At 40.0% G+C, this 5,043-nt stretch carries 4 protein-coding genes; all 4 read right to left on the bottom strand.

Features of this window, described 5'->3' with window-relative positions:
* Positions 1-129: 129 nt before the first annotated feature.
* Positions 130-411, bottom strand: coding sequence for a BRCT domain-containing protein (locus QZ158_RS07740; RefSeq protein WP_293887352.1), 282 nt, complete (start codon positions 409-411; stop codon positions 130-132).
* A gap of 8 nt (positions 412-419) precedes the next feature.
* Positions 420-2,456 carry a pLS20_p028 family conjugation system transmembrane protein gene (locus QZ158_RS07735; protein WP_293887350.1) on the bottom strand — a complete coding sequence of 679 codons (2,037 nt, stop codon included), beginning with the start codon at positions 2,454-2,456 and terminating at the stop codon, positions 420-422.
* A 122-nt stretch (positions 2,457-2,578) separates the two neighbouring features.
* Complete coding sequence (locus tag QZ158_RS07730) at positions 2,579-3,079, bottom strand: hypothetical protein (protein ID WP_293887348.1); 501 nt, start codon at positions 3,077-3,079, stop codon at positions 2,579-2,581.
* An 83-nt stretch (positions 3,080-3,162) separates the two neighbouring features.
* Positions 3,163-5,043: type IV secretory system conjugative DNA transfer family protein (locus QZ158_RS07725; RefSeq protein WP_293887346.1), on the bottom strand; the 1,881-nt coding region annotated here is incomplete at its 5' end.

Genomic DNA, 5,043 nt, shown 5'->3' with positions numbered 1-5,043 from the left:
TTTTGACACTCACATTATAATGAATAATCGAAAATATCTTTTAAAGGGACAATAGCATTTCCCCCCATCATCCTTCAGAAATAAATTGTATAAAAAGTTATATACTTTTTTTGTGCAATAAAAGAAGCCTCAATCTTGAGACTTCTTAACTAAATCAAAGAATGATTCTTCTGAAAGGAAAGTGATGGATTGACCGTCTGATATTCGTCTAAGCGCTTCATCATGCTTTTTAGACCTTTTATCTAGATCAAAAAGATTCAACTGCTTGTGTCCTAAAACCAATATATCTGTCCTAGAAGATACGTAGTTTTGAACGACAGCTCCTTTACTTTCTAAAAATCGGATGGCTTCTTCTCGACTTAGAGGACGTAGACTTCCTGTGATAACAATGTTCTTCCCTGTTAAATCCATAGTTCAGCCTATTCTTCTTCGTCATCACTCTCAGCGCCAGTGATATGACGTCCCCCTTGCATACGCTGTCCTGCTTGTTGCATTTGTTGGTTCATGTAGTTCATTTGATTCATACTCTGTTGAAATTTTTGTTGAGAAGAATCAGGCTGTGCTGGTGGTGTCGATTCTGAAACTGGTGCATCTGCAGGTGGATTTGGATCTTGAATTGGGGACTCCATTCCTTCAGCTGAAGGAGTTGGATCTACAATAGGTGCATCCGTTGTTCCTGGATCAATTGGAGGCTCAGGAATATCAATCGGCCCAGGCTGATCAATTCCAGGAACCGCATCATTTTTCAGAGCGTTATAGGTCGCATTTTGAGCAGAGGCAGCCTTATCATCCAGCTTATCTAAAACATTGCCAACTGCCCCTTTCCCATTTTGCATGGCTTCAAATGCTTTCCATTCTGCCAAATCAACCATATTACTTACACCACCTTTGACCGCATTCATCAAGCCTTGGTCTTTTACAGAGTTCAAAGCACCTTGAATACCACCTCCAGTTCTTGCTAGGCTATTTCCTAGAATCTGACTTCCTTTAGACAAGGCATCTGGAGCTTTTTTTGCCATATCCATACCAAATTGACCAAGTGCCATACCACCATTAAAGAGACCGCCTGCTCCAGCCGCAAAAGCATTTCCCATCATCATAGCTCCGAGCAGTTGTTGAGCTGTTTCACTATGACCTGTTGAAACTCCAAGCCAGCGCTCGATCATGGCCACTCCTTGCATAGCTGCGAAGAATACTCCAACATAAACAAAGGCAGCTGCTAGGCACTGTTCCCACATGTTGAGTCCGTCAAAGAATCCGCCAGAAAGCTTCGATACAGCTGAGACAGAAAGGATTGGTAAATCTCTGAAAATCTCAAGCGTTACACGCATAATGATAACTTCAAAGATGATTCCTGCTAAGGCTCCGCCAATGGTTCTTAACAACTCTTTGTATTTCTTTGAGTTTGATAGAGAACTGTATCCAAGAATCGGAGAGATCATCGCTTCAATCACAATATCAAAAACTGATTTGACGAGCTTGATGATCATGCTGATCAATAGAACAATCAGGATAATGTACTGAAGAAACATCCCTATCCAGTTGACTTTATAGCGCATATAGACTGATTCAAAAGCACTCAATTGATTAATGACTCGGTGTTCTGTAATGGTTTCAACTCCAGTATCATTGGAATTTAATTTATGGAGGAACAAGCCTTTAATTCCTGGTATTTTATCATATTTTTCTATATCCTGTATCATTTTTGGATTTGTTGTTCCATAGTTTGCTCCAAAATCAATCTTGGTCGCAAAATCAGTCGTATCCCGTTGGTCAGGATTATCCGTGATATTATTGACAGGAGTTGATCCCTTCTGAACGGGCTTGATATAGCCATAATCATCCATTGGAAACAGCTCCGTAGAAAAATCCTTGTAGATCAAAACTTTTAAGTCTACCACATTATTTTTCATGGGCTGAAGAGCCAAGGAGGAAGTTGGCTGACTACCAGAAGGGGCTTCACTGGAGACTGTCTGGATAGACATGGCATCCTGTGCCACTGCTGTTGAGATAGTGGTCAAAGCTAGTGGCAATACGGCAGTTACAGCCGTTACCAAAAGGAAATTGATGATAACCCCCTTATACTTTACTGGCTTAGTAAAAACTCCTGCAACAGCCGACACGACCAAAATCAGGGTGAACAAGGACGTCCCCAACACCTGAAACCAGTAAAAGAACTGACCGATAATCGTCTTCTGGTCTCCCAGATAACCGAAGAGGCCAAAGAGCTTGAACATATTATTAAAAACATGTTCTAGGCTGGAAGTGATTTGATAAAGAGCCTTGGCAATCCCTCCTGGTAAATAGGTGAGAAATGCCATAAATGCAGGGGTCGGTTCTAAATAGTTATTCCAATAGGAATAGAACTCTGCCAACTTTTTTGCATTCTCGCCTGTGATATCACCGTTGAGATCTTTGACCTCATTCATCAAATCTGAAAAGGTTTGATAGTGCACTAAAGATACCTTCTTTCTTTCTAAGATACCCCTATCATATTCGATAATTGCAAAATCGTTTTTAAAGGGACAATGAAATTCTGACAACAAAAAAAGCCTCAAGTAATTGAGACTTTTGTAAGTTAATCTGCGGTTCCGTTGAAATCATAGAAAGCATTGTCTTCTTTGTAGCCACGACGGAGTTCAATGATTCGGATTTTTTTGCCACCCTCGGTCAAGACGACTTGATAATAAGAGCGAGCTTCTTCAGGTTTATCTATATCTTGATAATCAACAGCGATTGTAAAGTTATCCTTTCCTTTCAGCTGACTCTCTAAACTAACTAGGGTACCTCTGAAATCAGCTGGGATTGCCTTCACTTGTTCCTCTGAAAGAACACTATAATTGATACTTTCACCGTCGTTATTTGAGATAGTTCGTTTTTCTTTATCAAATTTCAAGGTAGTTCCTACTCCACCCTTAAAATCACTACTCTCATAACCATGTTCTGGTGAGAAGCCTGTATAGCTATCTTTTAGCACATTTTTAGCAATAGAATCAGGTGATTTTTGACCACATGCCCCTAGTAAAATCAAGGCTAACCCTACTAGAACAATTCTTAAAAAGTGCTTTGCTTTCATCATTTTTTCTCCTAATCATTATTTACCTCATTATAACAAACATCATTTTTTCTTGCAAGTGTTTATATAACTTGTTGTACATCTTTTTAGATAACTTCATCCGCAAAGAACTCATCTCCGTCATCATAATAATCATAGTCACCTTGAATAACACTAGCTACAGCTGCCTGGAATAGTTCATCTGTGGAAGTAAATGATTGGGTTTTCACCTTTTGTCCTTTACTGTGACGACCTGATAATTTAGGAGTTTCTCCATTGTTGCTGAGAAGAGACATAGTCAAACGTTGCCTCCAGTCGATAATGTTGTTAAAGGCTGTACCAGCATCAACTGCTATTTCCTGAAGCTCTAGCTCACGGTGTGCACTTTCGACTGGAATATCCGCAAGAGTCATTGAGGTATCAAACTCCTCTTGTAAGAACATGTACTTGTAAGGGAAGCTGTTCTTGTCATGTGCGAAGATTGGATCCGTTGTGACCTTACGTCCAACATTATCCCGTCCCTTGACCCCACGTAAGATAACCGCTTCTCCTTCCTGGAGCTTGGCCAATTGTGTTGGTGTCAACAACTCCTGTTTTGGATTCTCGACAGCTACATTTGGATTGGCTTCGTCCAGGATATTGCTAGAGCGCCGTCTTCTGGTGATGGTACGTGTACCCAACTCAGCACTAAATTTCTTATTGGTATCTGAAGATGTTGTTTTAACATAAACCTTCAATGAACAGTTATCCATAATGGTTTGAGCAACATTTTGGCCATACACATTGTACAGTTGCTCCAGATTTTGAATCCATAGGTAATAGAGAATGTTTTGCCCCAATCCGATAGAAATCTTCGTATCCATGTGAGGAATAGCTGGCATGTTTGTAAACTCATCCAAGATATGGAGAATGCGATTGATACATTTCCGACCATTTGTTAATGCAAGCTCATAATTGGCATTGTATAACTGATCTAAGAACAAAGAAACAATCCCATTGTACTCTGTGCGGTTTGGCGGTGTTACCAGGTAGATTACTTTCGGTTTATCTGAATATACCAGTTCAATATCCGACTCCTGAAGAAGATTTTGGGTGTCTTCTTGAGTCTTTAAGACGGTTATATCGATATGATCTAAAATCGGCTTCTTGGTATACTCATCTAGTTCTAAACTATCTCCATCTTTTCGATAGACTTTTTCAGCTGAGAACTGGAAGACTTGATTTCGAACAGGGGAATGGCCATTGTTCTTATGGTTGAAATCAATCGTTACCGTAAACTGATCTGGAAGTTTAGGCTCGATGGCATAAGTCAGATAGCCTTCCCCATCGACTAAAGCCGTCGCTTGCTTTACATAATCGACTTTCTTTTCTACTTTGCCCCACTTCTTCAATCCTGTAATCGTTACTTTAGCAGTTTTGTGCTTGAATTCATTTTTAAGCTGACTGTTGGTGCTTGATCTCAGCTTGACAGACAATCGACGTGGGAAACCAAAAGACTCTAAGTCAATAGAGTTTTTAGAAGTCAGTTTGGCCACGTTGTCTTGCAAGAACAGGTTGATACCTGTCATCATACTAGAGTAGACATTCCCTTTGGTTTCATCACCACCAAAGTCTGAAGCACGAAATTCGATATCCGCCATTTGTCTAAATTTTGAGAATTGTTTTTGATTGACTTGTCTCAAATTATCAAAATAAACTGTGATTTTTGACTTCTTCGATACTTGTTGTTCTCTGCTTGGATTCTCGACGATTTCACCAGCACCATCTACAAAAACTTCTTCAGACCCCATTGTCGCCAAGAATTTCGCAACGTTAGGGATCGTAATGGTATCCCAGGCATCGTCTTCACCATTTTGATAGGTTTCATTAGCTCGATCCATCAAAGCCATTGTCAGAGCATTAAACAGAGATATAGAAGACTTACGGAAGTATTCAGCATTTCCCTTCTCTCCACCTTTTTGTTTCGGATAAATGGATTCTGCGACTGC

Source organism: Streptococcus sp. A12, from assembly GCF_905372335.1.
Classification (GTDB): Bacteria; Bacillota; Bacilli; order Lactobacillales; family Streptococcaceae; genus Streptococcus.
This window is presented reverse-complemented; position numbering and strand designations above follow the sequence as displayed.